Origin of the sequence: Thermoleophilum album, assembly GCF_900108055.1 — a bacterium.
GTDB classification, from domain to species: domain Bacteria; phylum Actinomycetota; class Thermoleophilia; order Solirubrobacterales; family Thermoleophilaceae; genus Thermoleophilum; species Thermoleophilum album.
In genome coordinates, this window is the sequence record NZ_FNWJ01000002.1 from 658,555 (window position 1) to 682,604 (window position 24,050).

18 protein-coding genes are annotated in these 24,050 nt (G+C 69.8%); 7 read left to right on the plus strand and 11 right to left on the minus strand.

Features of this window, described 5'->3' with window-relative positions:
* Positions 1–88: 88 nt before the first annotated feature.
* Positions 89–1,933 (plus strand): glycosyltransferase family 39 protein, encoded by a 1,845-nt coding sequence (locus BLW41_RS09260; protein WP_093118426.1) that lies wholly within the window; start codon positions 89–91, stop codon positions 1,931–1,933.
* Between the two features lie 67 nt (positions 1,934–2,000).
* Here BLW41_RS09260 and BLW41_RS09265 read toward each other — a convergent pair whose 3' ends face one another.
* The 5 genes from BLW41_RS09265 to BLW41_RS10995 form a co-directional block, all read right to left on the minus strand.
* Entirely contained in the window at positions 2,001–3,599 is a 1,599-nt protein-coding gene (locus BLW41_RS09265; RefSeq protein ID WP_218138367.1) for an NAD(P)/FAD-dependent oxidoreductase, read from the minus strand.
* 5 nt (positions 3,600–3,604) lie between these two features.
* Positions 3,605–5,197: a glycosyltransferase family 39 protein gene (locus tag BLW41_RS09270; RefSeq protein WP_093118428.1), complete on the minus strand. Its 1,593-nt coding sequence runs from the start codon at positions 5,195–5,197 to the stop codon at positions 3,605–3,607.
* Positions 5,188–6,843: a hypothetical protein gene (locus tag BLW41_RS09275; protein WP_143038679.1), complete on the minus strand. Its 1,656-nt coding sequence runs from the start codon at positions 6,841–6,843 to the stop codon at positions 5,188–5,190. Before BLW41_RS09275 ends, BLW41_RS09270 begins: the two co-directional genes overlap by 10 nt.
* Positions 6,844–7,080: 237 nt before the next feature.
* Entirely contained in the window at positions 7,081–8,040 is a 960-nt protein-coding gene (locus BLW41_RS09280; RefSeq protein WP_093118432.1) for a lysylphosphatidylglycerol synthase transmembrane domain-containing protein, read from the minus strand.
* Positions 8,041–8,247: 207 nt separating this feature from the next.
* Positions 8,248–8,403, minus strand: coding sequence for a hypothetical protein (locus BLW41_RS10995; RefSeq protein WP_177169447.1), 156 nt, complete (start codon positions 8,401–8,403; stop codon positions 8,248–8,250).
* 255 nt (positions 8,404–8,658) lie between these two features.
* On the opposite strand from BLW41_RS10995, the gene BLW41_RS09285 reads away from it, so the two are divergent.
* On the plus strand, positions 8,659–10,539 hold the full coding sequence (locus BLW41_RS09285) for a glycoside hydrolase family 2 protein (protein WP_177169448.1): 1,881 nt from the start codon (positions 8,659–8,661) through the stop codon (positions 10,537–10,539).
* A gap of 10 nt (positions 10,540–10,549) precedes the next feature.
* Positions 10,550–10,909 (plus strand): hypothetical protein, encoded by a 360-nt coding sequence (locus tag BLW41_RS09290; RefSeq protein ID WP_093118436.1) that lies wholly within the window; start codon positions 10,550–10,552, stop codon positions 10,907–10,909.
* A gap of 68 nt (positions 10,910–10,977) precedes the next feature.
* Here BLW41_RS09290 and BLW41_RS09295 read toward each other — a convergent pair whose 3' ends face one another.
* From BLW41_RS09295 to BLW41_RS09305, 3 genes are read right to left on the minus strand one after another with little or no spacing between them, the layout of a single operon-like run.
* The gene (locus tag BLW41_RS09295; RefSeq protein ID WP_093118438.1) at positions 10,978–13,164 is read right to left on the minus strand and encodes a sulfatase-like hydrolase/transferase; all 2,187 of its coding nucleotides are present in this window, start codon (positions 13,162–13,164) and stop codon (positions 10,978–10,980) included.
* Complete coding sequence (locus tag BLW41_RS09300; protein WP_093118440.1) at positions 13,161–14,675, minus strand: class I SAM-dependent methyltransferase; 1,515 nt, start codon at positions 14,673–14,675, stop codon at positions 13,161–13,163. Before BLW41_RS09300 ends, BLW41_RS09295 begins: the two co-directional genes overlap by 4 nt.
* Positions 14,676–14,679: 4 nt before the next feature.
* Complete coding sequence (locus tag BLW41_RS09305; protein ID WP_093118442.1) at positions 14,680–14,871, minus strand: hypothetical protein; 192 nt, start codon at positions 14,869–14,871, stop codon at positions 14,680–14,682.
* Between the two features lie 149 nt (positions 14,872–15,020).
* On the opposite strand from BLW41_RS09305, the gene BLW41_RS09310 reads away from it, so the two are divergent.
* The 3 genes from BLW41_RS09310 to BLW41_RS09320 are packed head-to-tail and all read left to right on the plus strand — an operon-like array spanning position 15,021 to position 18,141.
* Complete coding sequence (locus tag BLW41_RS09310; protein WP_093118444.1) at positions 15,021–16,112, plus strand: glycosyltransferase family 2 protein; 1,092 nt, start codon at positions 15,021–15,023, stop codon at positions 16,110–16,112.
* Positions 16,109–16,759, plus strand: coding sequence for a class I SAM-dependent methyltransferase (locus BLW41_RS09315; RefSeq protein ID WP_093118446.1), 651 nt, complete (start codon positions 16,109–16,111; stop codon positions 16,757–16,759). The genes BLW41_RS09310 and BLW41_RS09315 overlap by 4 nt, the downstream gene beginning before the upstream one ends.
* Positions 16,756–18,141, plus strand: coding sequence for a lipopolysaccharide biosynthesis protein (locus tag BLW41_RS09320; RefSeq protein WP_177169449.1), 1,386 nt, complete (start codon positions 16,756–16,758; stop codon positions 18,139–18,141). Before BLW41_RS09315 ends, BLW41_RS09320 begins: the two co-directional genes overlap by 4 nt.
* Positions 18,142–18,326: 185 nt before the next feature.
* Here the strand turns inward: BLW41_RS09320 and BLW41_RS09330 are convergent, their stop codons facing one another.
* Complete coding sequence (locus tag BLW41_RS09330; RefSeq protein WP_093118450.1) at positions 18,327–19,253, minus strand: methionyl-tRNA formyltransferase; 927 nt, start codon at positions 19,251–19,253, stop codon at positions 18,327–18,329.
* Positions 19,254–19,296: 43 nt separating this feature from the next.
* Between BLW41_RS09330 and aceB the strand changes: the two genes are divergently transcribed.
* Positions 19,297–20,901, plus strand: coding sequence for a malate synthase A (gene aceB, locus BLW41_RS09335; protein ID WP_093118983.1), 1,605 nt, complete (start codon positions 19,297–19,299; stop codon positions 20,899–20,901).
* Here aceB and def read toward each other — a convergent pair.
* Together def and priA are read right to left on the minus strand one after the other, a co-directional pair.
* Complete coding sequence (def, locus tag BLW41_RS09340) at positions 20,898–21,629, minus strand: peptide deformylase (protein WP_218138369.1); 732 nt, start codon at positions 21,627–21,629, stop codon at positions 20,898–20,900. The two genes, aceB and def, sit on opposite strands and share 4 nt — an antisense overlap.
* 52 nt (positions 21,630–21,681) lie before the next feature.
* The gene (priA, locus tag BLW41_RS09345; RefSeq protein WP_093118452.1) at positions 21,682–23,967 is read right to left on the minus strand and encodes a replication restart helicase PriA; all 2,286 of its coding nucleotides are present in this window, start codon (positions 23,965–23,967) and stop codon (positions 21,682–21,684) included.
* Positions 23,968–24,050: the final 83 nt, after the last annotated feature.

A 24,050-nucleotide genomic window follows, 5' to 3' on the forward strand; every position in this document is an offset into this window, starting at 1 on the left:
CGCGCACAACCCACAGTTAGCCGGTCGCGCGCCCGCCCTGGTCGGGTGCCGCGTGAGCGTACTGCCGCCGCGACTAGGCTGCTCCGCCGTGTCCGAGCGGAAGCGCAAGGTGACGGCCGTTTTGTCGCTCGCAGCGCTGCTCGCTGCGGCGCTCGCTCTGCGGCTCGCCCACGCCGACTACGGGCTCCCGTTCGTCTGGAACCTGGACGAACGCACCCACTTCGTCAACCGCGCGATCCCGATGTTCGCCGGCAATTTCGATCCCGGCTACTACCAGAACCCCGCTGCCTTCACCTACCTCAGCTACCTCTCGCTACGCGTCCTCTACGGCCTCTTCGGCTTCGCCTTTTCGCTCGACTGGGGATCGGTCCCGCGCCAGTTCAGTCGCAACCCGACCGAGATCTGGCTCACTGCCCGCGCGCTCGCAGCGCTGCTCTCGGTCAGCTCTGTGGCGCTGCTTTGGGCGTTCGCCACCCGTGCTTTCGGGCGCACGGTCGGGCTGTGTGCAGCCGCCGTGCTGGCCTTTTCGTTTCTGGTCGTCTCGTACGGGCGGATCGCTGTCACCGACAGCGGCGCCTTGATCGGTTCAGCAGCGGCCACCGGCGCGGCCTTGTTGTGGCTCAAAGAGCGCAGGCGGTGGTGGTTGCTCGTCGCTGGGCTCGCCGTCGGCGCAGCCTGCGCGTTCAAGTACACGGCGGGACTGTTGGTCGTTCCGGTCTTGTTGGCGTCGCTGAGCGTTCGCGGCCAGCGCATCCGCGGCGCGCGAACAGCGTTCGCCGGACTTGCCCTCGGCGCCCTGCTGTTCGCCGCCTTCAACCCCTTCCTGATCCTCCACTTCGACCGGGCGTGGCAGGAGCTGCGCGAACAAGCCGCCGTCGCGGGCCTGGCACGCAAGGCCGGCCAGGACCAAGCGCCCTTGCCCTACTACCTGGACAGCCTGGGCTGGGGCTTCGGGGTGCTGCCAGCGCTGTCGGCGGCGGTCGGCGCCGTCGTTCTGGGGCGTCGCGACCGCCGGATGTTGGCGGTCACCGCCGTCTTTCCCTTGCTGTTGCTCGCCTGGCTTGCGCTCCAGTCGCGCGCGTTCGGGCGGTGGTTGATGCCGGCCTACCCGCAGCTCGCATTGCTCGCTGGGATCGGCGTGGCGGCCGTCGGCGCGGCGTTGGGCCGAGCGATCGCCACTGTCGGGGACCGCTCAGGAGGCGAGCGTCGGCGGGCAACCGTCGGCATTGCGACGACCGCCTTGGTGTTGGCCGTGGCCCTTTGGCAACCGCTGCGCGCCGACCTTCACCAGCTGGCGGTCCTGGGGCGCGCCGACACACGCCAGCAGCTGCGTGACTGGATCGTCAACAGTGGTCGCCTCGAGCTGCGTGCGGTAATTGAACCGGCAGTGCCCGAACGCTGGTACGTGCTCGACCCAAAGGGTGTGCCGCCGCCTTGGCTTGGGCGCTGCCGGGGTCCGCGTGCCTGGGGGCACGACGGCTGGCTAGTGACGCTGCCTAACTACCGGCGCTGCGAACGCGGCAAGCCGGCGTTGACGACGCGCCCTGACGGCGCACTGGCAGCGACCAACTACTACCGGGCGCTTTTCCCACGGCTAATCGACGACTACCGCTTCTACGGCTACTGCACGGTGATCACGATGAGCCTTGTCCGTGATCGCGCGCGTGCTGCTTCGAGCGCGGCCCGCGCCTACTACGAGCGGCTAGCCCGCGAGTCGACGCTGGTCAAGCGCTTCAGTCCGTACCGGCGCGGCGCCCAGCCGGTGCCTTTTCACTTCGACCACTCCTACCTCTACTACCCGCGCGCGTTCGAACGCCCCGGGCCAGAGATCGAAGTGCGCCGCCTCCACAACTGCGTCCAGCGGCGGGGGCAACCGATCGTGCGCCTGCCGATCGCTCCCGACGATCGCCCGGCGCCGGGCGACGAGGTGTAACGCCCGCAGGGCCTCCCCCGCGCTCGCTCGCAGGGGTCCGCCGCGCTCGCGCTCGTGCTCGGGCGCTTTAGCTCGCGAGCGGCTCCTTCATCGCCTCGGTCTCGGGCGCGCGGATATACGGCTGCTCCTCGTCCTGGGACTGCTCCTCGTGGTACACGGACTCCGCGTTGACCGCCCAGATGTCGTGGTCGGTCCCTTGCACGAGGTTCTCGACCGCACGCATCGCCGTCAGCATCGAGTGGTCGGAGTTGTTGTAACGGTGGAGACCGTTGCGCCCAACCTGCACCAGGTTCTCGATGCCCTCGAGCCACGCCCGGATCGTCGCGACCCGCTCCGCGTAATCCTGGTCGTACATCGGGTAGGCCTTCGGCACGCGCACTACGAAGCCGAACTGGAGCTTGTCGCGGGTCGCAAGACCGAGCTGCTCGAGCTCGCCCATCGCCATTTGAACGAGATCGTCGTCGTCCATCGACCACAGCTCGTCGCCCGCGAAGCAGAAGTACTCGAGCCCCACGCACGCTTTCGTGGGATCGGGGACCATCCACGGGCTCCAGGACCGGTAGTTCTGGATGCGGCCGACCTTGACGTGCGGGTCGTGGATGTAAATCCAGTTGTCCGGGAACAGGTCTTCGCCGTCGAGGACCAGAGCGACGGTCAGGAAGTCGCGGTAACGGAGGCCCTTCGCGGCTGCCCGGACCTCACCCGGAGCTGGCGGATCGACGATCCCCACGAGGTTGCGCAGGGGCAACGAGGAAATCACCTGTGACGGCTCGAACACCTCGCCGCCGGCGTGGATGCGGACGACACGGTTGCCCTTGAGCTCGATCTTCGTGACCTTGTGGTTCAGCAGAACCTTGCCGCCGAGCTTCTCGATGTCATCGGTCATCGTTTCCCACATCTGCCCGGGGCCATAGCGTGGGTAGTGGAACTCGGAGATCAAGGACTTGACCTTGTTGCCTTTGTTGCCGAAGAAGGCAGACTTGGCCGCGCTGAAGAACGACAAACCCTTGATTCGCTGCGCTGCCCACTCGGAGCGGATCTCCGAGGTCGATACTCCCCACACCTTCTCCGTGTAGGACTTGAAGAACTGGTTGAAGAGCCAGCGTCCGAAGCGGTTGGAGACCCACTGCTCGAAGGTCTCCTCCTTGCCCTTCGGCTTGATCGTCGCCCACAGGTAAGAGAGGAGGGCTTTCGTCAGATCAACCGGGCCTAGCTTGCGAATCACGTCGGGCCCACGCAGCGGGTAGTCGAGGAACTTCGTGCGGCCGCGGCCATCACGCCAGTAGATGCGCGACATACGCGGACGCAAGAGGAACTCTTCGCGCATGATCTCGTGCCAAAGCTCGTCGACCTCGCGCACCTTGGTGAAGAAGCGGTGGCCGCCGAGATCGAAGCGATAGCCGTCGCGGACGACGGTCTTGGCAATGCCACCCACCTGGTCCTCGGCCTCGAGCACCACCACCGGCAGGCTCTGCTTCGCCAGGAGATAGCCGGCGGTGAGGCCCGCCGGACCCGCGCCGAGCACGAGCGTCGGCTTCTCAAGCATCTCGGGGTGCGCGAGGTTGGCTGGCGGCGGCAGCTTCACCAGCTCCTTCTTCGGCTTCGGAGCGGGCACGTGGCGCCCGCGGGCGTCGTCGTTGCCTGTAGGCATGTTCTCGTTGGCCATCGCTGTCACGCTCCGGTCTTCTCGTAGAGCACGGCTCGCACCCCGATCCTCGTTGCCCGGCGGTAGAAAGGCGGCAGGGTAGCCACCCGCCGGAACCGCCGGTCACCGGCGAGCGCCGCCCCCCACTGAGCGGCGCGCCGGCGCACGAGCGCGGTCCACGGTGCGTCCCAGTCGTCGCGGCGCGCGGTTATCGGGTGCACTAGCAGCACCCTCGCGCGGGGCGGAAGGGTAGCAAGCAGGGGCTCGAGGTTCCGAGCGACGGTGGCGCGCTCGATGCGCTCCTGAGAGTCGCGCCAGTCCATCACGTGCGGGTTGCGCACCGGCCCGAGCGGCGTCGCGTAACGCAAGCCGCGAACGCCGCGCAGGGTTTCGAGGTGGTAGGCAAGCAAGGGCGTCTGCTCTGGCTGCAAAGAGATCACGAGGTCGCCTCGATGCAACAGCGGGGCGGCCGCCTGCGCCAGGTCAGCGGCGTTGCTCTTGTTCTGCAAGTCGTAGAGGCGCGGGAGGCTCCAGATGGCCAGGACGATCAGAAGCGCCGCGATACCCAGGCGCCCGGCCCGCGCCAAGCCGGCAGCGAAGATCAAAAGCAGCGGACCCAGCGAAGCGCCGAGGTAGCGCGTCGTCCAGGCCGGCGAGACCTGCGAAAACAGCCACGCCGAGCCGAGCATTGCGACCACCACGAGCGCGGCGGCGATGATCGCGCGCCGCCGCGGGTCCAAGCGAGCCTCCTGCAAAAAGCGCGCGAGCCCTGACCCGCCCGCGAGAACCAGCGCACAGGTTGCGGTGCCGCCACCCAAGAGGTACTTGGAGATCTGCACCGGCGCACCGAGCCGCGGCGGGTTCAGCCAGGGAGCGCCAGTGTGTTGGACCTGAAAGAGCAGCGTCGGCAGCCAGGGCAGGTAGAGAAGCCCAGCACCCCCGAAGGCGATCAATCCATCGCGAAACAGCGCACGCCGCTCGCTGCCGCCGGCGGTGAGCAACAGCCAGGCGAGAGCGGTGACCAGGCCAATCGAGACGAATAGCGCCCAGTTGTGGGTGTACAGCGTCGCCGCGAGAAGCGGCAAAAGCGCGGCCAGGTAACGGCGCCGCCGCATCACGAAGACGTTGAGGAACGCCGCCGTGACCGCCAGCGACAGCGTGAACATCAGCGAGTACATGCGCACTTCTTGCGCGTAGGTCGTGAGGAACGGGTTGACCGCGCACATCGCGGCCAGGTAGATGCCGGCACGGCGACCGAAGAGGCTCCAGCCGGCCCACAGGCCGACAGGAATCGCGGCGAGCGCGATCAGCACTGAGAGGGCCTGGGTCTCGGCCGGGCCGTCGCCGACCAGCCGCAGCCAAACGCCGAGCAGCAGGTAGTAGAGCGGCGGCGAGCCGTCCTGGCGCAGGACCTCCGGAATTTCGGTTAGCGGCTGCGAGGCGATACCGATCGAAAGCCCCTCGTCCATCCAGAGGGAAGCTCCGAGCGCGCGGGTGCGCAAAAACCACGAGACGGCCACCGCGGCGAGCACGAAAAGAGCGAGCAGAAACCGCTCGTCCAGGCGCGCAAAGAGACGTAGGCCGCGCGCGGTCTCAGCCTTTGTCGGCGCTACCGCCACGCGCGCAGCGTAGTGGTCGCGAACGTCGGCAGGTGCCGTGACGGAGGCGCGGAGCTCTGCGCCCGTCGCACGAACGGCAGGCCCTCGGGCGGTGGCGGCGCGGTCGGCTGGCCCGGCTTGCGGGGACAGCTCTGCCGACCGGGACGCTGGCCGCTCGGGGGCACCGTCCAGAGCCGCCAGACACCGACCCGCAACACCTCGCGGAAGCGGGGATCGCGGGGAATCCCGACGAGCGGACCATCCGGCACCGTCCGGGTTCGGAAGAGCACGCCCGGGGGCGGCGTCCCCGGCCAGCCGACGTCGCGTCCGTGCAGGCCGAGCTCGTAGGCGACCATCTGCGTCTGGAAGGGACCCGAGAAGACGCCTCCACAGGCAAGCAGGCGCTGGCGTCCGCCGGCGCGGTCGATCAGTCGTTTGAGATCCGACCACAGCCGCGCCTCGTAGCGCAGGCGCTCGCCGACCTTGCGGACGTTGTCGGCCTTCGCGATCACCACCGGTGTCAACAGCAGCGAACCGAGCAGGATCGTCAGGAGACCGACCGCTGTTGCCAAGCGCGGCGAGCGACGAGCGGCGAACGACATCGCGAGCGCGACCAGCCGTCCCGCCCCCACTCCCGCGAGCACGCAAAGCGCGACTGTCGCACCGACCAGGTAGCGCTGGTTGCCCGCGTAGCCGCGCTCGGCCATGAACGCCACGAGCGCGAACCACGCCGCGCCGATCAGCGCCAGCGCCAGCACGATGCGGTGCCGTAGTGCGGAAAGCTCCGCTGGGCTCGTTTCCGCGCTGGCGTCGTCCTTCGGGCGCGTTTCCGGGGCGCCGGCGGACAGACCACCGCCCGATGCCCGCCCCCGCTCGCTGCGCCGCAGCAGCGCCAACGACGACCAAGCAACGGCGATTGCCGCCGCCAGCGGCAGCACATGCACGGTGCGGTGCCAAGTGCGGCGAGCGAGCTCTAGCGCGGGGTGCTCGGCGAAGGCGACGCTGCCCGGATTCGGGTTGGTCGCCCGCTCCGAAGCCCGCAACGGCTCCCCGGAGCCCCACCACTCGGGGAGGATCCAGAGCGCCGGAACGAGCAGCCCGAGCAGCACTAAACGAAGGCGCAGGCGGGGTTCGCGCAGCCACAGGTAGATGCCGTAAAGACCGAGAAACGGCCAGACCTCGGGTCGCAGCAGCGCTGCCGCGACACCGAGATAGAGCGCGTGATCGCGGCGCCCATCGAGGTGGCGCTCGAAGGCCCAGAGGAGGAGGCCGGCGAGCAGCGGCTCGGAGTTGCCGAGCGCGGCGTCGCGAGCGAAGTTGTAGCTCGTCGCAAGCGCAGCAGCCGCGAGCGCGCCGGCGACGAAACCGGCCAACCCGGACCCGGTCAAACGGCGCGCCAAACGCCACGCCATCAAGCACGCGAAGATCCCTCCCGCGCGCGCGATCCACAGCCACAGATAGGGCGCGAAGTCGTGTCCGAAAGCGGCAAAAACGGTGGTGAACAAGACCGGCAGCGGCTTCCAGGAAGGCCCGCCGGTCGTCACTAGGTCGAGGTGCAGGATCTCACGACCCCACAGGATCCAGGCCCACGGGTCGTAAGTCGGCGTCGAGGGAAAGACGAACGTGGCGGCCGACGCGGCCAGCGAAAAAGCCAGCACCAGGGGCATCGGCAACGGTTGGTGGCGTCGCAAGCGGCGCAGCGAGGCGCGCGCGAGCGCCCCCGCCCCGCCGCGTCCCCCAGCTTCGGACCCTGCTCGGGGAGTTGAACGCGGAGCTGTCCCGCCGCGCGCGTCGGTCGACCCGGCTGACGCCCCGGCGGTCGACCCCGCTGACGCCCCGGCCTCCCGCGCGTCGGCTTTCGCAAGCTCTGGCGAGCGCTGCGGACCCATCGGCCCCGGTCGGCGCTAAGCCTTCGAAGCCTCGACGCGCAACGCCGAGCGCATCGCGGCCCAGCCGCCGTAGCGGGCGATCAGAACGCCCAGACCGACGAGCGTGATCGGGACGAACAACACAAATCGCAGCAGCACCAGGTAGCTGAGCGCAAGCGAAGACGCCGCCCCAACTGCCTTGATCCCGAACAGCACGGCGGCGTCGAAGGTGCCAACGTACCCAGGTGCCGCCGGAAGCATCGCGAAGAGGTTGGTGATCGCGACGATGTAGAGCGCGTCGATCGGATTGATTTCGATGCCGACGGCCCGCGCGACCGCGAAGTAGACGCTGGCCTCGAGCGACCAGATCACGATCGAACCGGCCAGCGGCAGGATCCCGCGTCGACCGAGCAACGCGCGCGGCGCTTGCGCGAGCGGGCGAACGAGCTGGCGCAGGCGCGCCAACGCGGGATGGCTGCGCAACAGCTGGAGCAGCGCCACTGCGAGGGCCAGCACGAGCGCCCCGCCGGCGGCGACCAGCAAGGGCCGCTCACTGGGCAGGCCGGCGCCGTGCAGCAGGCCGTAGGCCACGACCACGAGGATCAGCCCCAGAGCCGCGGCGTCCAACACGCGCTCGGAGACAACGGTGCCGAGGAGCTGCCGCTTGCCGGCCTGAGAACGGCGCGAGAGCAGAACGACCCGCAGCATCTCGCCCGCGCGAGCGGGCAAAACGTTGTTGCCCATGTACCCGACGACCGTCAGCGCGTAGACGTCGCGCGCCGGCGCCCGCAGCCCGGCGACAGCGATGATGCGCCGCCAACGCTCCGCCCGCAAAAGCGTCGCCAAGGCGTAAACGCCGAGCGCCCCCACGAGCCACGCCAGCGCACCCGAGGAGTGCGGGATTTGAGGAGCGTCCTGACGCGACGCCCACCACACGACGGCGGCCAGAGCGACCGCCGAAACCGCGACCTGGAGTGCAGCAAAACGCCTGTTCATTTGCGCTGACGGAAGGGCTGGCCACCGGAGCCTCTGTCAGCACCGGCGACCCGGGCGCGCCCGCTGCGGGACCGTAGCAGGAGCCGGGCGCTCCCTAACTGTAAGCCGACGGTGATCCGCCGCGCGGCTCTGTAGCCTGAAGCGCTCGCGCCCGTGGCTAAGTCGGCCCGTCGGCAAACTGCTGCGAGCGCGCCCATCCGCGCGCGCTCAACACGATCTGCGCACGCTCGCAACGAGCTGTGCCGTCGATCCCTGCGACCGCTCGCGAACCGCGCGCTCACCGTAGCCCTGGCGCTGGGCTCGCTGGCGTCGGTGGCCGCTGTCGGAGGCGAGCGACCAGCGGCGGCGGTCGCGGCCGCTCATCGCGTCGCAACCTCCCCCACGCCCCGAGCGCTCCCCACGCCTACCGGCAGCGCAAGCCGCTGGGGCCGGGCCGACGCTTCCCAGTACTCGATCGACGCGCGGCGCGCCAGCACTACCGCTCAGGCTCCCGACGAAGGCGAGGGGACGGGCGGCGGCGCCGCACCGACACCGACCCCGTCCTGCCAACCGGTTCCGTTGCCGCCCCAACCGGTCGCGCCGGCGCCGCCGCTCGTAGTTGACGCGCCGCGCCCAGGTGTGCCCGAACGCGAAGGGCCGAGCGGGCGTCTGCTGTTGGGTGGCGTCTGGTACTTCCAGCTCGACGAAGAGCGCACCGGCGAGCAGCGGGAGCTGCCGACCGTGAGCGACCTGACTGGTTGGCGGCAGGTGGCGGTGCCCTACGTCTGGAACGGCGACGACACGACCCGCAACCGCGCCGCTTGGGGCTGGTATCGCAAGGAGTTCCGGTTGCCCGAACCGCCTGCTGGCGCGCCTCGGCCAACGCTCTGGCGTTTGCGCTTCTTGGGGGTGAAGGAGCGGGCCACGGTGTGGCTCAACGGTCGCCTGATCGGCCAGCACTCGGGCGGCTACACGCCCTTCGAGCTCGACGCCCAGGGATTGCGGACGCGAGGTGTCAACCGCCTCGTGGTGCGCGCCTCGACGATGCGCGGGCCTTATGACCTCTCGCACTGGCGTTTCGAGTCGCGCGCTTGTCGCTATGGACGAGGCGGCTGGTGGAACTTCGGGGGTATCGACCGCGAAGTCGAGATCCGCCCGGTCTACGGCGTCGATCTCGAGCGAGCGCAGGCGCTACCGCGTTTGCGTTGCCCGCGCTGCCCCGCGCGACTGGAGCTGCGTGCCCTGCTGCGCAACGCCAGCCGCAAACCACTGGCGGTGACGCTGCACGCGCGTGTGCGTGCGCCTGACGGGCGGCACGTGATCAACGAAGTGATCGCTCGTCGCCGTCTAGCAGCCGGGGAACGAGCGTGGGTAGAGGGTTCGGTCGTGCTCGGTCGGGCGATGCTCTGGGAGCCCGCGCGTCCGGCTCTCTACGACGTTTCGCTGACCGCGCTCGGCGCGCCCGTCGTGACGACCGCGCGGGGCAGGGCGCAACTGCGACGGACAGCGGAAGCGACCAGCGCGACCGCCCGGGCGAACTACCACCTGAACGTCGGCGTGCGCCTGCTCGAAACGCGACCGGGCGGGATCCTGCTGCTAAACGGGCGGCCGCTCTCGGCGCTCGGCGTGAGCTTCCACGAGGATGACCCGCGCCTCGGTTCGGCTCTCGGGGCCCGCGAGCGAGGTTGGCTTGTGAGGCGGCTGCGCGATCTCGGGGCCACGATAACCCGCTCGCACTATCCCCCGCACCCCGCGTTGCTAGAAGCGTTCGACCGCGCGGGGATCCTCTATTGGGCGCAGCCACCCGTCTACCAACTGAGCAACGGTGCCCTCAACGAGGCCTGGGTGCGACGCGACGCGCTCGAAGCGGTACGCCAGATGGTCGAGGCGCAGATCAACCACCCGTCGGTGGTGGTCTGGTCGCTCGGCAACGAGCTGGCCCTCGGTGACGGGCGCTACGCGGGCGGCGTCGGTGCCGGCTACGAACGCTACGTGGAGGCTGGCGTGCAGCTCGTGCGCTCGCTCGATCCGACGCGGCTCGTCGGCATCGACCGGGCCGCCCCGGAAGACCCAACGCGCGTCTGGCATCCGGTGTTCGACCTTCTCGACGTGCTCGGCGTAAACGAGTATTTCGGCTGGTACCGCGGCCGCGACAGCGCCGCCGGGGCGATTCTCGACCAGTTCCACAAGGCCTACCCCGACCGGCCGATCGTCGTCACCGAGTTCGGCGCCGAGTCCACGCACGAAGGGCCCGCCGACCGCAAAGGGACCTACGCCTTCCAAACGCGCTACCTCCTCGACCACCTCGCCCAGTTTGAGCGTCGGCGTTGGATCGCCGGCTCCCTGGTGTGGATCCTGCGCGACTTCCGGGTCAATCCGGACTGGACGGGTGGCAACCCGAACCAGCCGACGCCGCCGTGGAACAACAAGGGCCTGATCGACGAAACCGGGGCGCCGAAGCCAGCGTACTGGGAGCTGCGCAAACTCTTCCGGGCGCGCCGCGGCGCGGCGAGGGGCTAGCCTGCCGCCCGTGAACGCTCGCAGCAAGTGGTTGGCGTTGGCGCTGGTCGGCGCGCTTGCCGGATGCTCTCCCGGCCGCGCCGCGAGCGGCGGCGGCCCTAACCCCAACGACAAGCGCGGACAGGCGCTCGCCTGTCTGCGCGCCGACGGCCTGCCGGCGCTTCCGGTCGGTGATGACCGCATCGTCGTCGGCGAGGGCCGCGGCGCGCCGCGTATCCGCTACTTCACGACCAGTGGCGAGGCCGAGGCACTGCAGTTCAAGGGTGGTGCGGAGGGCGCCGAACAAATCGGCAACGCGCTGCTCTGGACGGGCTCGGCCTCGGACCGCCTGCTCGAGCGCATCGAGGCGTGCCTCGACGAAGTGCCGTAGCCGCGGCGCCCGCAAGCGCTCGGGGCTGGCGGTGAGCGGCGACCAGCAACGTCGGGCGGCGCGCGAAGCTACGGCGCTTTGCCGATCAGCGCGAGCGTAGTGCGAGCCCCGAAGCGCCGCACCTCGTAGATCGCGACGTCGTTGCGCCCCCGCCGGAATACCCACCAGGGCACGACGATCGAGAAGTTTTCGCCCTGGTCACGGACCAGATGGAAGGTGCGACCGACCCCCACGATCGTGCCGTTCACTGCGACCGCGACGTCGCGCGTCGCGCCGCGCGGCGACCCGGTCACCGTTCCCGTGACCCACACCGGGACCGTCGACGAGCGGGGGTCGACGTTGCGGTACTCGGCCCGCTCGACGAACCGCGCACCGAGACCGGCAGCCCGCACGCTGGCGAAGGCGCTCACCGGCTTACGCAGAAGGTCTTTGTTCGGTCCGATCTCGAAGAACCGCCAGGGACCATCCGCACCCTCTCCGAACAGCGCAAGCTTGCGCCGGAGCAGCGCTTGCTTGCGCTGCTGCCATTCGCGCGCCGAGAAAACGAGCGGCCGGAACGTCCCTCGCTCGAATATGCGCACCCGTCGTCGCCGCCGCACCACAGCGCTGCCGGCCGGGTGGCCGTCCATCTTCACACGCGGGTCGACACCGAGGGTGCGCAGGATCGTCGGCAAGATGTCGACCGTCTCGACGTAGGAATCGTCGATCCGTCCACGGCGTTGGAACGGCGCCTTGAGGATGAAGGGGATCGCGCCGACCGCCTCGGCGTTGCGTCGTGTCAAGCGCCTGCGGTCGTACACGCCGACGTCGAAAGCCACCCCGTGGTCGGCGGCGATCGCGATCAATGCTTTGTCGTAAAGGCCGCTTTGCTTGAGGTGGCGGATTAGCCGACCGAGAAGGTAGTCGGCGAACCCCACCTGCAGAAGGTGCCGCTGCCAGAGCACGGCGACTTGCCCGGGGTCGCGGTAGGAGTAGCGGTTGATCCCCGGAATCGGGTCGCTAGCGACGCGGCGGTACTGCTGACCGGTGGGCAAGTACTGCCAGGGAACGTGCGGCAGCAGCGTGTGCTTGAAGTTGAGTGACGGCCGCACACTCGGCCGGATGCGCGCTACCCAGGTGAGAAACCGGTGGTTGCGATTGCCGTTGAGGTTGGCGCGCGTGTTAGGGCGCTCCCCAGCCGCAGCCGCCGCCGCAGACACGCGCTCGGACTCCTCTGCTTCGTCGTCACTGCCGCCGAAGTTCCCCCAGGTCTGCGAGACCGATGGCAGTCGCTCCTCGATCCCCTCGGGGGCAACCACGTGCGCCCACACCAGTGAGAGGTCGTCGACCATCGAGCGCACCCGCGCGGCGAACGCCTGGCTCGTACGTTCGTCTTTGCACAGCGAGGTCGGACAGACGCTGGTGGCCTCCTCGGAGACGTTCATCGAGTAGCTGCGCCCGAGCAGCGTGAAGATGCTGTGGGGGTGGTCGGACGCCGTCGGCAAGCGGTCCCGTCGCGGATAGTTGCCGTCCATGATCGCCGGCTGGGCCCGCTCGGTCGAGTCGTACACGGTGTAGGCATTGCGGTACCAAGTGCCGTCGGCGGCGAGCGCCGCGAAGTTCGGGTAGCGACGGGCATCGATCTGTCCCCGCGAGTCGAGCAGCGAAACGACCGGGAACTCGTCGAACAGCACAACCACCACCGGCGCGCGCGGCACCCCGCCAATCGCGCGCGCACTAGCCTCGCTCGGGAAGACCAGCTTCGAAACCGGTGAAAACAGCAGGAGCAAGGCCAGGAACAAGACCGGAGCGATCGCAAGCGCCGAGACGAACGATCGCGCGACCGAGATGCGGGCGTACAGCGCAGCCACGGCCAAGCCGACAGCGATCGCCAGCGCCAGGTGTGCGCCGATGCCGAGCTCGAAGAGCCGCTTGAGCGTCGGCGAGACGATCAGCGCCACAAGCCCGGCGACGAACAGCAGATGGAGGATGCGCGCGGCCGACTGCGACGCCAGGGCCACGAGCCCTTCGACCACGACCAGCGCGAGCGGCGGCACCAGTACCCAGCCGACAGCGAAAACGACGATGTCGACGGGGGCCGAACCGCGAGCAGCGAAGAACTCCGGGTTTTTGCGCAGCAGGTCAAAGAGGGGCTCAGCAAAGGCGAGCGAGGAGAGCGCCAGCAGGTGCAGGAACGCAAAGCCGAGCTGGCGGATACCGCCCGCCTCCGGCGCCCACGTGGGTGCCGTTGCCGACCGCGCAGCGACCTGACTCATCCGTCGCTATCCGCCGAGCTCGCTATCAGACGCGTCGCCTCGGCTCCCGCGCCGCGGGGCCGCGCCGCGTACAGCACGCGCGTTCCCGACGGCAGTTCGAGGCGACGGTCGACCTCGAAGAACTCGCCGAGCTCGCGCTCGAAGCGCTCCAGCTGGTAGTCCGGGTGTAGGCCCTCGCGCTTGCCGGAGAGCAGTTTGCGCACCATCGGATCATCGCGGGTCGGGAACTCGATCACGAGCTCACCACCCAGCGACCACAGCCAGCCAAGGAACTCGCGAACCGGCACGTTGGCGGTGATCGCCACGTGGTGGATGAGCGCCAGCGCGAGCACAAGGTCTGGACGACCGCGCTCCCAGAGCGGCTTGCGCTCGGCCCCCCGCCAGCCGAGCCCCGGCGAGGGGTCGGCGAGGTTCACGACCAGCGGCAGGATGCGTTCTTCCCCTTCCTCGCGCAGGTCGCGGTAGAGCAGCTCCACCGGCCCCTGGTCGGCGTCGAGCGCGACCACGTAATCGGCGTGGCGCGCCGCGATCCGCGCGTAGCGACCGTTGTTGCAGCCGAGATCCCAGACCAGTCGCCGGCGACGAGCGCCCGCGGCTTCCTCCACGAAGCGCTCCTTGAGCTGCGTGTCTTCGTCGGTGTAGGTGTTCCGCTCGCCGTAAGCGACCCAAACGCCCCGCGGCGGCTGCCAGCGCAAGCGCTCGACGAGACGCTGCATCTTGCGGACGTTGGCCTCGAGCAGGCGTCGTTGCAGCTCGCGGTCCTGCAACTGCCGGTTGAGGCTCGACCGGATCTCGCCGGCTCGATCGGCGTAGCGCGCCTGCAGCCGTGCGTGCAGCGTCACGTGCGTGAAGACGCCGCGACGCAAGCGGTCGCGCAGCGGCAACAGCGACCGCATGTGCAAGGGATCGATGCCGTCGATCGCGCCGCGCAACAGAGGCTGGTAGGGAACGCGGCGCAGCGCTTGCAGGAGCAACGGGTAGAGGAAGAGCATGCAGAATTGGCGGTAGGCGGTCCAAGTCTCGCCCGGACGCAAACGCTCGAACGAGCCGACGTCCACGAAGGTCGGCCGCGACCCCACGAACTGCACGTTGTAAGGCGAGGCGTCCTTCAGCGTCAGCCCCTCGGCGAGCGCCTCCTGCAAAAGCCCGAGCTGCAGCAGCGCAGCGTCCTTGAGCATCGAAAACGGCCACTCGTAGGGGTACGAGACGAACGGCACACGCTCATGGCGCAGCACCGCCGCGGGCTCCTTCACCAGTGGTAAGTCGAGGGACCGCCAGTCGTCGACCCGCTCGGTGCGTACGACACGGCCGTCCTCCTGCGTTCGCGCGAAAAGACGCGTGCTCGCAAAGGCGTTGAAGTCCTCCAGGCCCTCGCGACTCAACACGCGCAGCACCTCCCCCGCCGCGTAGAACACGCGGCTCTCCGGATCGCGGAAGGAACCCGCGTCGAGGCGCGCGTCGAGGGCCTGCGGCGAGCGCGCGCCGTCGCCGCGCGGCGAAACCGGCTCCACTACCTCAGCCGGCGTCGGCGCCGCCCTGCGCTTCCTTGCCAGCGCTCGTCTCGTCGGGCTTGCGAATGCGTAGGAGGACGAGCAGGCGGTGCCAGTACATGCGGATCGTGACCGCTACGGCGGCGAGACCGCCGGCGATGATCGTGAGGATCTGCCCTCCGCTCGACGGGTCGATGTATGCGATCAGCTCTTTCATGGCAGCTCCGTTCTTGACGTCGCGAGACTTTAGACTGCGATTCGCGGTCGGGCCGCGAGCGACCTCCGGGCGACCGACGACGCGACCCCGCCCGACCGCGACAAGGGGGTCGAACGCCTCTACAGGCTACCGACCGGCGCCCCGGCGAGATGAAGCTGATCATCCAAATCCCCTGTTACAACGAGGAGTCGACGCTGCCGCTCACGCTGCGCGAGCTGCCGCGCAGCGTCCCCGGCTTCGACCGTGTCGAGTGGCTGGTGATCGACGACGGCTCGACCGACCGCACGGTCGAAGTGGCGCGCCAGCACGGCGTGGATCACATCGTCCGTCTCACTAAGAACAAGGGTCTCGCGATGGCCTTCCAAGCGGGGCTCGACGCCTGCCTCAAGCTCGGCGCCGACGTGATCGTCAACACCGACGCCGACAACCAGTACTGCGCGGCCGACATCCCGCGCCTCGTCGAACCGATCCTGCGCGGCGAGGCGGACATGGTGATCGGCGATCGGCGAGTCGACTCGATCGAGCACTTCTCCCCTCTCAAGAAACGCCTGCAGCGGCTCGGCAGTGCGGTCGTGCGGCGCGCGTCCGGCACCCAAATTCCCGACACCACCTCGGGCTTCCGGGCCTACAACCGTGAGGCAGCGCTGCAGGTACAGGTCGTCTCGCGCTTCACCTACACCCTCGAGACGATCATCCAAGCGGGCAAGATGGCGATCGCCGTCGACCACGTCCCGATCCGCACCAATCCGAAGACCCGCGAGTCGCGCCTGTTTCCATCGATGTGGGCGTACGTGCGCCGCAGCGCGGCCGCGATCCTCCGCGTTTACACGCTGTACGAGCCGCTGCGTGTGTTCCTGATCGCGGCGGGCGCGGTGGCGTTGCTGGCGCTCGTGATCTGGGGGCGGTTCCTCTACTTCTTCGCGATCGGCGAGGGCAAGGGGCACATCCAATCGCTGATCCTGGGAGCGACGCTTTTCGTCGTGGCGACCCAGCTCGCCGCCCTGGGCGTGATCGGCGACGTGCTGGCCGGCATGCGCGTGCTCCAGCAGCGGACACTCGAGCGTGTGCGACGGGTGGAGCTGGCGCTAGGCGTTCCTCCCTCCCACTACGAGCCAGGCGGGCGGTGGCCGCACAAAGACGCACCGGCCACCGCCAGCGAGGCCGGCGCAGAAGATCCACCACCGGCCGTTCCCGGTGACCCCGCCCACCAGTCGCAAGCAGCGGCCGGGAGGGGCCGTTGAGGGAGACGCAGACGCACCTGTCTGGGCGGTCGTCTGGGCTCTCGGCGAGCGACGTCCCCACCGGCAACACCTTCGACAAGTACGGCTCACGCAACCCGCTCGTACGACGTCTCGTGAGCGCCTTCGAACGCGACCTCGACGAGTTGCTCAGGCGCGCGGACCCGCAGAGCCTGGTCGACGTCGGCTGCGGTGAAGGCATCCTCAGCGAGCGGATCGCGCGACGCTTCGGCTGCCCGGTCGTGGGACTCGACCTCGACGACCCCAAGCTGCGCGAGCACTGGCGCCAGCGCAGCGCTCCCCGCCTGGAGTTCGTAGCCGGCGACGGCCATGAGCTGCCGTTCGCCGACGACAGCTTCGACTGTGCCGCGGCGATCGAGGTCCTAGAACACGTTCCCGACCCCCGCAAGACGCTCGCCGAAATGCGGCGAGTGGCCCGCCGCTACATCGTCTGCTCGGTTCCGCGGGAGCCGCTGTGGCGGATCCTCAACATGATGCGTGGCGCCTACCTTCGTGAGCTCGGCAACACGCCGGGCCACATCAACCACTGGAGCAAGCGCAGCTTCATCGCCCTGCTTTCGAGGTATGGCACGGTCGAGGAGGTGCGTACGCCGCTGCCGTGGACGATGGCGCTCGTGCGCATCGGTTGAGCTCCCGGCGGCTCGCCGCGCGAGCCCGTGTCAGCCGCGGCTACGGGCGCGGCGCCGCGGTGCTGTCGATCGGTATCGGCACCACCGGGCTCGTCACTTTCGGCTACTTCGCGCTCGCCAGTCACGCGCTCTCAGCGACCGACTACGGCGGCATCGCTCTGCTCTGGTCGGTCGTCTTCGTCACCGCTTCGGTGATCTGGCGGCCGGTCGAGCAGTTCCTCTCGCGCTCGATCGCCGACTGTGACGCGCGGGGGGTATCACCCCGCCCCTATCTCGCCTCAGCGGGAGCGATCCAAGTCGCTCTTGCCGGGCTCTTCGTAGCGGTCGCACTGCTTTTGCGCGGACCACTCGAGGAGGGACTGTTCGGGGATCGCGAGACGCTGTACTGGATCCTCCTGGCGACCGTAGTGGCGTACGCCGCCAGCTACTTCGCGCGCGGGTTCCTAGCTGGCCACGGCCGTTTCGGCCTCTACGGTGGGCTGGTCCTCTTGGAGGCCACCTCGCGCTGCGCCTTCGCGCTTGCCGCGGTTTCCGGCGTGACCCACGGGCAGACGGCGGTCGCGCTCGGAATGGTCGCGGCACCGCTCGTTTCCCTCGCCGTGGTGCCTTGGGGCATCCGCCGTGTCGAAGCGCCGGCCATAACGCCCCCGGCAGCGCGACCGGCCGAGGGTGTGGCAGCGGGGCTGCGTAGTGGCACCGGCTTCGCCGGCGCGCTGGTCGTGATCATGGCCTGCGAACAGACCTTCCTCAACGCCGGGCCGTTGCTCGTCAAGCTGCGCGACGGGGCAACCGGGGCGGCGCTCGCCGGCCAAGCCTTCAACGTGCTGTTGATCGCCCGTGCCCCGCTGCAGCTCTTCCAAGCGATCCAGACTTCGATCCTGCCCCACCTCACCCGCTTGCGCGCGCACGGCGAGCGCGAATCTTTCGCCCGCAGCGTCGCTGCCACGATTGCGCTGATCGGCGCTTTCGCAGCGGCCGTCGCCAGCGCCATGGCGGTCGCCGGGCCGCAGCTCATGGCGCTGGTCTTCGGCGGCGACTACGAACGCCTGCCGCTGGTCGTGATGGCTGTCGGGATGGGGATCTACCTGGCGGCCGCCACGCTCAACCAGGCGGTGCTCGCGGCCGGCCGCGCAGCGTCGGCAGCCGCCTGCTGGCTCGCGGCGCTCGCCCTCTTCACTCTCGCGCTCGTGGCTCCGCTGGTCGACGACCGCATCCTCCACGTGACGATCGCCTACACGCTCGGCGCGCTGGCGCTAATGGTGCTCTTGGCGCGACTGGCACGCGCCAGCGCAGCGTCCCCCGATCAGCAAGCGCCGACCGCCTCAGATCGGCTGCAACATCGAGTGCCCGCAGGAGGGGCAAGCGACGTTGGCGGTCGCTGACATGCGCGCGATCGTCGAGTGCGCGCCGCAGCCCGGACACGCGGAGGTCAGCTGGAAGCGCCGCAGACACGCCACGCACCGGTAGCGCCCCGCCAAGTTCGTGCCGTGCAGGGCTGGCTGCCCACAGGCCGGACAGCGCGGGGCACGCGGCACCGCCGACGCCGATCCGCCGTCGCGATCCAGGCTCAACAAACCGCCGCCTCCACCCTGCGCACGGAACGACCATGACCGCGCAGAAACTCGGCCGCTCCCATTGCCCGTCCGCCCGCGGGCTGCACACGCAGTAGCTCGAGTAGCCCGTCGACGGCGACCAAAAACAGTCGTTCGCGGCAAGCCACGAGCTCTCCCGGCCGCGCGTCGACCGCCGACGATCCCGGGTGGGCGCGCGCAGCACGCACCTTGAGGTCGCCGCCGCCGGGGATCTGCAGGTGGCAGCCGATGTGCGGGTTGAGGGCGCGCACGCGACGCGCCAAGCGCTCGCATCCGAGCGCCGGATCGAGGACCCGCTCGTGCTTCTCCACCCGCGACGCGTAGGTGATCCCGTACGACGGCTGCGGGCGCGGCGGCGGACGTAGGTCGAGCGCGTCGACCAACAGCTCGCCGGCCAGACGGGCGATGCGCGCCGACAGCGACCCCCAGTCGTCGTCGGGCAGGATCGGCTCGCTGCGTTGCAGCAGCAGCGGCCCGGCATCGAGCTCGCGCTCGGTGAGCATGATCGACACCCCGGTCAGCGGATCACCAGCTTCGATCGCCCGCTCCAACGGAGCGGCCCCGCGCCAGCGGGGCAACAAAGATGGATGCACGTTGAGGATCTCCCACCGCGACAAGAGTTCGTCACCGAGTAGCGCGCCGTAGGCGCACATGCACAGCAGTTCGGGGCGCGCCGCCGAGATCCTGGCGATCGCCGCTTCGGCGTTGACATCTTCGGGTTGGAAGACCTCGAGTCCGAGCGTGCGTGCGGCGTCAGCCACCGGCGGCGATTGCACACGCTGGCCGCGCCCCCTTGGACGGTCGGGTCGGGTGACGACGAGCGACGGCCGGTGGGGACTTGCGACCAGCCGTTCAAGCACCGCCGCCGCCAGCTCGGTCGTGCCGAGGAAGACGGTGCGCACGCGGGCAGCGTAGCCCGCGCGTCAATAAGGTTCGCGAGCCGTGATCGGCACCAACCCAGACGTCGAGCTCGCCGGTCCGCGCGGACCGCGTGACGAGGAGGTCCTTGGCGAACGCGCGCTGGCGCTGGTCGGGCGCCTGCACGCCGAGCTCGAACACGAACGTCAGCGGCTGTTGGCGGCTCGTCGCGAGCGGCAAAGCCGGCTCGACGCCGGCGAGCTCTTCGACTTTCCGGCGGCGACGCGGGAGGTTCGCGAGCGCGCCTGGACGGTTCCCGAGCCGCCGCCCGATCTGCGCGACCGGCGCGTCGAGATCACCGGTCCGCCCGAGCGCAAGATGGTGATCAACGCTCTCAACTCGGGGGCGCGCTGCTTCATGGCCGACTTCGAGGATGCGACGGCCCCAAGCTGGCGCAACCTGGTGGAGGGACAGATCAACGTCCTCGACGCCGTCGAGCGGCGGATCGAGTTCGTCGCGCCCGACGGGCGCGTTTACCGGCTGGTAGAGAACCCGGTGACGCTGCTCGTGCGCGTGCGCGGCCTACACCTGCCCGAGCGCCACGTCCGGGTGGGCGGCCAGACGGTAGCCGGCTGCTTCGTCGACGCCGCGCTGTTTCTCGCGAACTGCGCCGAGCCGCTGCTGAAAAGGGGCAGCGGGCCGTACCTCTACCTGCCGAAGCTCGAGTCGCGGCACGAGGCCCGTTTCTGGAACGAAGCGCTCCGGCTCTGCGAGGACCAGCTCGGTCTCGATCGCGGCACCGTGCGCGTGACGGTGCTGATCGAGACGCTGCCAGCAGCGTTCGAAATGGACGAGATCTTGTGGGAGCTGCGGGAACGCGTCCTCGGCCTCAACGCCGGGCGCTGGGATTACATCTTCTCGGCGATCAAGCGTCTGCGCGCGCACTCCTGGGCGGTACTGCCGGACCGCTCCCAGGTGACGATGACGGTGCCCTTCATGCGTGCGTACACGGAGCTTTTGGTGCGGACCTGTCACCGCCGTCGCGCCCAGGCCATCGGTGGCATGGCCGCGGCGATCCCGTCGCGCAGCGATCCTGCCGCCCGCGAGCGGGCGCTTGCCGCGGTGGCCGCCGACAAGCGTCGAGAAGCGGCCGACGGTTTCGACGGAACCTGGGTCGCGCACCCCGACACGGTCGCGACAGCGAAAGCCGAGTTCGACCGCGTGCTGGGCGACCGCCCCGACCAACGCGACCGCTTGCGCGAAGACGTGGCGGTCGAAGCGCGCGATCTCCTGGCTCTCGATCGCACCCCGGGCGAGCGCACCCTGCAAGGGCTGGAGGGCGCGTTCGAGGTAGCGCTGCGGTACCTCGCCACCTGGCTGGCCGGGCGCGGTGCAGTCGCCATCCACGGCCTGATGGAGGACGCCGCCACCGCCGAGATCTGTCGCGCGCAGGTCTGGCAGTGGCTGCGCCACAAAGCGCAGCTGGCGGATGGCCGCACGGTCGCTCCGGAGCTTGCGAGGGAGGCGCTAGAGCGGGCTTACGAGCGGGCACGCGCAGGACTCGAAGAAGTGGCCGACTGGCCGGCCCTGGCGCGCCTCGGCGAAGCCGCCGAGCTGGTGCGCCGGCTCGTCTTCAGCGACGAGTTCGTGGAGTTCCTGACCTTGCCGGCGTACGAGCGCCTGCGCGGCTAGTCGCTCGCTGTAACCGGCGAGCTCTGGTCGCGCGGCGAGCTCGAGTCGCTCGCGGCAGCCGGCGAGCTCAGGACGACGTCGGCGCCAGCGGCCGGGCGTTCAAGCGCCTCTCGCAGCGCGCGCAGCGCGGCGCGGCGCTGATCGCGCGGCACGCGGTCGAGGATCAGGATGCCGTCGAGGTGGTCGAGCTCGTGCTGGATCACACGCGCCTCGAGACCCGACGCCTCGAGCTCGATCGCCGCGCCGTCGAGTTGCTGGGCGACCACGCGGATCGCGAGGGGTCGCTCGACCTCGAGCAGCACCCCGGGGAGCGAGAGGCATCCTTCCTCCGCCACCTCGAGCTCCTCGCTGTGCCACACCAGCTCGGGGTTGACGAGGACCCGGGCTTCGCTCTCCTCATCGATCTGGTAGACGAGCAAGCGTTGCGAAAGCCCCGCCTGGGGTGCCGCCAACCCGATGCCCAGCGCGTCCCGCATCAGTTCGATCATCTCTTGCGCCTGACGCCGCAGCTCGTTGTCGAAGCGTGCCACCGGCGTCGCCCGTGAGCGCAGAATCGGGTCGCCGTACTGGCGAATGCGGGCGAGCGCCCGACGGCGCCGTGCGGCCGTTTCGGGGTCGAGCTGCTGGGGCTCGCGCAGCTCACCCTCGAGCCGCCCGGGCGGCCGCTCGCAGGCTTCGCCGAGGGAGGTCGTTCGGTCGGTCGGCACGTCGGCGAGTGTACGGCTCACGGTCGTGGACTCGACGCCGGCACGCCCACTCACGGGCCGGCAACGGTGCGTCTCAACACGGGTCGACGTCCACCACCAGTGTCGCCTCACCGAGCGCACGCGCCCGCGCAAGTTCGGCGACGACCTCGCGGATCGCTTGAAGCTTGTGCTCGGCCGGCGGTTCGGCTTTGACCACCAGGCGCGCGCGGAACTTGCCGGCGCGCCGGAACAGCGGGGCCGGACCGAGCGCCGCTACGCCGGCCTGCGCGAGCTCGCTGCGGACGCGCTCAGCGGCCGCCAGCTCCGCGCCAGCGGTCGCGCTCCCCAGCTCGATCTCGATGAGCTCGACGAACGGGGGGTAGCCGAGCGCTCGCCGCCATTCCAGTTCTTCGCTTACGAAACCGTCGGCGTCGTGGCGCGCAGCGTAGCGCAGTGCCCGGGCCTGCGGATCGCTTGCCTGCACGATCACGCGCCCGCGTTGGCTGCCGCGGCCGACGCGACCCGCGAGCTGCGTTACCAGCTGAAAGACCCGTTCCTGGGCGCGGTGGTCGGGGAGCGCCAAGGCCGCGTCGGCGGCGACCACGAGACCCAACTCGACGCCCGCGAAGTCGTGGCCTTTGGCGACCATCTGGGTGCCTAACAGCACGCCCGCCTCCGCGCGTTCGAAGGCCGCGAGCACGCGCGCCGGCCCGGTGGCGGCGGAGGTGTCGGCGTCGAGACGGAACACCGGCAAGGGGTCGACGAGCGCCGCCAGCGCCTGCTCCAGCTGCTCGGTCCCAGCGCCGCCGAGAACTAGCGACACCGACCCGCAACTCGGGCAGCGACCAGTTGGTCGCTCCGCGTAACCGCAATGGTGGCAGCGCAGCAACCGCACAGCGCGGTGCCAAACGAGGGCAACGTCGCAGTTCGGACATCCAAGCGCGCGACCACAGGAGCGGCAGGCCGCGTAGGGCGCGTAGCCGCGGCGATTGAGCAGCACGATCGCTTTCGCCCGCCGCGTGCGCACCTCTTCGAGCGCGTCGATCGCGGCCTGGGCCAGGCGTCCATGGGCTTCCGACCGCACGACCTCGACCGGCGGCAGCCGCGAGCCGTCGGCGCGCTCCTGCAAAGCGACCCGCTGCCACCGCGCGAAGCTCTCGACGCGCGGGGTCGCGCTGCCGGCGAGAAGCAGCGCGCCCGCTCGCCGCGCCAGTTCCTCGGCGACGCGGCGGGCGTCGTAGCGAGGGTCCTGTTGCTGCTTGTAGGCGTCGTCGTGCTCTTCGTCGACGATCACTAGCCCCAACTGCTCACACGGGGCGAAGAGGGCCGAGCGGGCACCCACGCAGACGCGCGCAGCGCCGCTTCGCAGGCGCTGCCACTCGCCGCGCCGGACGGCTTGTTCGAGACCGGAGTGCAGGACCGCCACGGCGTCGCCGAAGCGCGCCTCGAAGCGCGCCACGGTCTGCGGCGCAAGCGCTATCTCCGGCACCAGGACAATCACCGACCGTCCCTGCTCGAGACAGCTTTCGGCTGCGCGCAGATAGACCTCGGTCTTGCCGCTACCGGTGACGCCATGCAGCAACAGCGGCGCGGGCTGCGGTTCGCTAAGGCGCGCCTCGATCACCTCGAGCGCTTTTCGCTGGGCCGCGGTCGGCACGGCGTCGCGCAGTAGTCGACCGACGGCGATTCCCCGGCCTCTTAGTGCGACGGTTCCCACGGGGCGCCGCCTGACCAAACCTCGCCGTTCCAAGCGTCGCAGGCTCTCCCGCGTCGCCGCGAGACCGGCTTCGGCAAGGGCCTCGGTGGCGAGCGGGCCGTCGGCAAGCGCCGCAAGCAGCTCACGCTGGCGCGCCCCTAGACGTTGGTTCGCCGCCCCTAACGCTTGGCGACCGGCTTCCGTGAGCTCGAGCAGCGCTCGCCGCGCCGTGCCCTGCCTACGCGCCCGCGCCGTCAGTCCCGGTGGCAGCGCCAGCGCGAAAGCGCGGGCGGGTGTCGTGCAGTAACGCTCGGCAAGCCATAGGCAGAGCTCGACGAGGCTCGACGGGAGTGACTCCGCGAGCAGCGCCAGCGGTCTGCGCAGACGCGAACGGGGCAACTCGCTCTCGCGCAGCAGCTCGACGACGACGCCGATCGCCCGCTCGCGGCCGAAGGGGACGACTAGCAGCGAGCCGCGCCCGAGCTCGCCAGCATCGCCGCCCACAAACGTGTCGACCAGGTAGTCGAAGGGACGATCGACGGCACGGGTGGAGAGCAGCGGGTAAACGCGCGCGATCACTGCCTCGGCAGGTGCGGTGACCGGCGCTGGCCGCTCGCGGTTATTGGCGCGCTCGCCGACAGTCCCGGCCTCGCGGTCCACGGGAGTTCGCCTGCTGGCGCGCATCTCGGAGGACGGTAAAGGCCGCGTCGGTCAGTCGTTCTGGGCCGCCGCCGCGCTGAGCGAGTGCTGCGCCGGGCGCTCGCGAG